Annotated in this window: 5 protein-coding genes; all 5 read left to right on the top strand. The window is 60.7% G+C overall.

Going from position 1 to position 4,167, the window contains the following annotated elements; translation table 11 throughout:
* On the top strand, nt 1-1,835 hold a 1,835-nt coding region (locus tag L0H65_RS15530; protein ID WP_301459967.1), incomplete at its 5' end, for a DUF6537 domain-containing protein.
* 75 nt (nt 1,836-1,910) lie between these two features.
* Nucleotides 1,911-2,723, top strand: coding sequence for a glutamate racemase (gene murI / locus L0H65_RS15525; protein ID WP_301459966.1), 813 nt, complete (start codon nt 1,911-1,913; stop codon nt 2,721-2,723).
* Between the two features lie 87 nt (nt 2,724-2,810).
* On the top strand, nt 2,811-3,254 hold the full coding sequence (gene ccmE, locus L0H65_RS15520) for a cytochrome c maturation protein CcmE (protein WP_301459968.1): 444 nt from the start codon (nt 2,811-2,813) through the stop codon (nt 3,252-3,254).
* Nucleotides 3,255-3,329: 75 nt separating this feature from the next.
* On the top strand, nt 3,330-3,941 hold the full coding sequence (locus tag L0H65_RS15515; RefSeq protein ID WP_301459963.1) for a holin-associated N-acetylmuramidase: 612 nt from the start codon (nt 3,330-3,332) through the stop codon (nt 3,939-3,941).
* On the top strand, nt 3,932-4,167 hold a 236-nt coding region (locus tag L0H65_RS15510; protein WP_301459961.1), incomplete at its 3' end, for a 3TM-type holin. The genes L0H65_RS15515 and L0H65_RS15510, both read left to right, overlap by 10 nt.

The raw sequence follows: 4,167 nt of genomic DNA, 5'->3' as shown, positions 1-4,167 counted from the left end.
ACAAACTCCTTTATAATGATGCCGTTGCGATGACCGGAGGTCAGCCGAACGAAGGGGATTTGACCCCTTACCGCGTGGTGGATGAGGTTCTGGCCATGGGGGTGCAAAATGTTGCCGTGGTCTATGACCCGAAAGAAGCGGTGGACCTGTCGAAGTTCTCGTCGAAGGCCGAAATTCACAAGCGCGAAGATATGCTGACGGTTCAGGAAAAGTTCCGCCAAATCAAGGGCGTGTCAGTCATTGTTTATGTGCAGACCTGTGCTGCGGAAAAGCGTCGTCGCCGCAAGAAGGGTGATTTCCCCGATCCGGACAAGCGCGTGTTCATCAATACCGATGTTTGCGAAGGCTGCGGCGATTGCGGGGTGCAGTCGAATTGCGTTTCCATCGTGCCGGTGGAAACCGAATTGGGCCGCAAACGCGCGATTGACCAATCCTCCTGCAACAAGGATTATTCATGCGTTTCAGGGTTTTGCCCGTCTTTTGTGACCTTGGAAGGCGCGAAGATGCGCAAAGATCCGACGGCGGTGGTGGAACTTGCTGACTTGCCGGTCCCAAGCCTGCCCGCGATTGATGGCACCTACAATATCCTCGTCACCGGGGTTGGCGGCACCGGCGCTGTGACCATTGGCGCGATTCTGGCGATGGCAGCGCATGTCGATGGCAAGGGTGCCGGCATGATGGAGATGGCCGGGCTGGCGCAAAAGGGCGGTGCGGTGCATATTCATTGCCGCATTGCCAACCGGCCGGAGGATATCTCGGCAATCCGCGTCGCAGTGGGTGAGACGGACGCGGTGATCGGCGGCGATCTGGTGGTCTCGGCCGGGGCCAAGACCTTGGGGTTGATGACCACGGGGCGCACCGGTGGCGTGATAAACTCCCACGAAATCGTGACGGGGGAGTTTACGCGCAACACCGAATTCCGTATTCCTTCCGACAGGTTGGAGCTGTCTTTGCAAGCTCGGTTGCAAGACCGCGTGGCCTTCCTTGATACCTCCGAATTGGCGCGAATCACGCTGGGCGATAGCATCTATTCCAATATGATGGTGTTTGGTGCGGCGTGGCAACAAGGGCTTATCCCGCTGACGCTGGACGCGATTGAACAGGCGATTCAGTTGAACGGGGCCGGGCCGGAGCGTAACCTGCGCGCCTTTGGTATTGGCCGTTGGGCGATGGTTCACCCCGATCAGGCGCAAAAACTGCTGCATCCGACGCCGCCAGAGGTGATTGACCCGATTGCGTACCGTGTCGCCAAACTGGCGGATTATGGCGATGAGTCATTGGGCAAACGCTTCCGGGCCTTGGTAGATGCCGCTCCCGAACCCCTGCGCATCCCTGTGGCAAAGGGTTTCTACAAGCTCTTGGCAATCAAGGATGAATATGAGGTCGCGCGCCTGCACCTGAGCACGATGGAGAAAGCGCGGCAGGAGTTTGACGGCGATCTGCGTCCGACATTCCACCTGGCCCCACCGTTGTTGCCGGGCGGCAAGGATGCCTTGGGTCGCCCGAAAAAGCGGGCGTTTGGCGCATGGATCATCCCGGCGTTCCGCTTGCTTGCCCGGATGAAAACTTTGCGCGGCACGGCTTTTGACGTATTCGCCTATACGGCGGAGCGCAAGATGGAACGCGCGATGATCCCGGAGTATGAGGCGGATATGGCGGAGGTTTTCGCGCTGTACCGCGCCGACAAACACACCGCCGCGCAGGAACTGGCCGAATTGCCGCTGACCATTCTTGGCTATGGCCCTGTCAAGGATAAGAACGCCGCAAAAGCGGCAAAACGGCGCGCGGAATTGATGCGGGCGCTGCACGCCAATCCGGCAATCGCAGCGGAATAGCCCCTTTCGCGTGACCCCTGCGCGGCCTAAGATGGCCGCGCAGGGGCGCGAGACCCCGGAAACGATGAGGGCGTGATGGCAGTTGGTGTTTTCGATTCCGGCCTTGGCGGGCTGACGGTTCTGGATGCTCTGGTCAAACGGATGCCGGATCAGGCTTTTGTATACCTTGGCGATAATGCCAATGCGCCTTATGGCACCCGCACGGCGGATGATATCTTCAACCTGACCTGTGCTGCGGTTGAAAGACTGTGGGCGGAGGGCTGCGATCTGATCATTCTGGCCTGCAACACCGCCTCTGCCGCTGCGCTGAAACGGATGCAGGAGACGTGGCTGCCGGGTGACAAGCGCGTTCTGGGCGTGTTCGTCCCGATGATCGAGGCGGTGACGGAGCGGCAATGGGGCGACAACTCCCCCCCGCGTGAGGTGGATGTGAAGCATGTGGCGCTGTTTGCGACGCCCGCGACGGTCGCAAGCCGCGCGTTTCAGCGGGAACTGGCGTTCCGTGCGATTGGCGTCGATGTGGAAGCGCAGCCTTGCGGCGGCGTGGTCGATGCGATTGAACAGGGCGATGAAATGCTGGCCGAGGCGCTGGTGCGCAGCCATGTAGAGGCGCTGCTGCGGCGGATGCCGAAACCGCAAGCTGCTGTTTTGGGCTGTACCCATTTCCCGCTGGTCGAGAAGGTTTTTGCCGAAGCGTTGGGGCCGGACGTGACCGTCTATTCGCAACCGGACCTGACCGCCGAGGCGCTGGCCGATTATCTGGAGCGGCGACCGGAGTTTCGCGGGACTGGTACAGGTGTGAAATTTCTGACCACCGGCGATCCGGCCCGCGTCAGCAACAAGGCCACACAGTTCCTGCGCCGTAAGATCACTTTTGAAGCGGCGTAGGGCTGCTACATCCTGCCCCATGCGATGGGGCTGGTGATGTGGTAAACGCTGTATTGCCAAGGAAACAAGTCGGGAATTGCGCGGATGATCAAAGGCCTGAAGAAAAAACGGCGGATTCAGATGATCCTGCTCGCCTTTGTAGCGCTGGCGCTGTCCACCGGGTTGATCGGCTATGCCATGCGCGACGGTATCAACTTTTTCCGTGCGCCCGTGCAGGTGATGTCGGACCCGCCGGGACCGAATGAGACGTTTCGCCTTGGCGGCCTGGTCGAAGAAGGCTCCCTTGTGCGCGGGCAGGGCGAAACCGTGACCTTTCGCGTGACCGATGGCGCGGCGACGGTTCCGGTCAGCTTTACCGGCATTCTGCCTGATCTATTTGCCGAGAAAGAAGGCGTCGTCGGCACCGGCAGGATGGTGGCAGGCGTATTCGTTGCCAGCGAGATTCTGGCCAAACACGACGAAACCTATATGCCGAAAGAGGTGATCGAGGCGCTGAAAGCGCAAGGCACCTATGTCGCGCCGAACGGTTGATTTGACGTCCGTTAACGGTGTTTACCCATTCTGACTGCTACGCCGGGGCGCTGGACCCCGGTTATGGAGGCCGGAATGCAGTCAGTTCAGGAAATTGCGAAGGAAATCGTCGCCCGCGAGGGTGGCTTTGTCGATGATCCCGATGATCCCGGTGGGGCGACGAAATACGGCGTAACGATGCACACCATGCAGCGTCTGGGCCTTGATCTGACAGGCGATGGCGCGGTGGACGCGGCGGATGTCAAACGCCTGACCCGCGAGCAGGCAGTGCAGATATTCGTAGAGCATTATTTTGAGCGCCCCGGTGTGTCGCAACTGCCCGAGATGTTGCAGGCTTCGGTCTTTGACATGATGGTGAATGCGGGGACCAACGCGGTGAAGGTGCTGCAACGCCTGCTGACGGATATGGGCTTTGCTTGCGTGCCGGATGGCGCGATCGGGCCGCAGACCATCGCCGCGGCACAGCGCGCGGCAGAGGCGGCACCGGGGTTTCTGTCGGATGCCTATGCCATTGCGCGGCGCAATTACTACTACCGTCTGGCGGATGGCCGCCCCGCAAGTCGCAAATATGCGCGGCGACGGGATGGGGGCAAAGGCGGCTGGATCACACGGGCGGAGGAATTCATGTCCGCGAAATACCGCCTGACCCCAGCACAGCACAACGCACGGGTGGCGGCATGGGGTTGATCTCCGGGCTTCTCGGCTCCCCCGCTGCGATTGGCAGTCTCGGGGCGGCGGCGAAAGGGGTGGCGGAGGTGTTTACCCCCTCTGCCACCCGCCGGATGGAACTGTCCGCCGAGGCGCAAATGGCGGCGCTGAACCAGCTTGGCGCGGAATACGCCGATCCGGGGTTCAGCACATTTGATCGTATCGTCAACGGCTTGAACCGCTTGCCGCGCCCGTTGCTGGCCTT

This window comes from Pseudorhodobacter sp., from assembly GCF_030452865.1.
Classification (GTDB): domain Bacteria; phylum Pseudomonadota; class Alphaproteobacteria; order Rhodobacterales; family Rhodobacteraceae; genus Pseudorhodobacter.
Note: the sequence above shows the minus strand (reverse complement) of the source record. Positions and strands in the feature narration are given on the sequence as shown.

Excerpts from the sequence above, each read along its gene's own strand:
- L0H65_RS15515 (WP_301459963.1), top strand. The coding sequence starts at position 3,330 with ATGCAGTCAGTTCAGGAAATTGCGAAGGAAATCGTCGCCCGCGAGGGT.
- murI (WP_301459966.1), top strand. The coding sequence starts at position 1,911 with ATGGCAGTTGGTGTTTTCGATTCCGGCCTTGGCGGGCTGACGGTTCTG.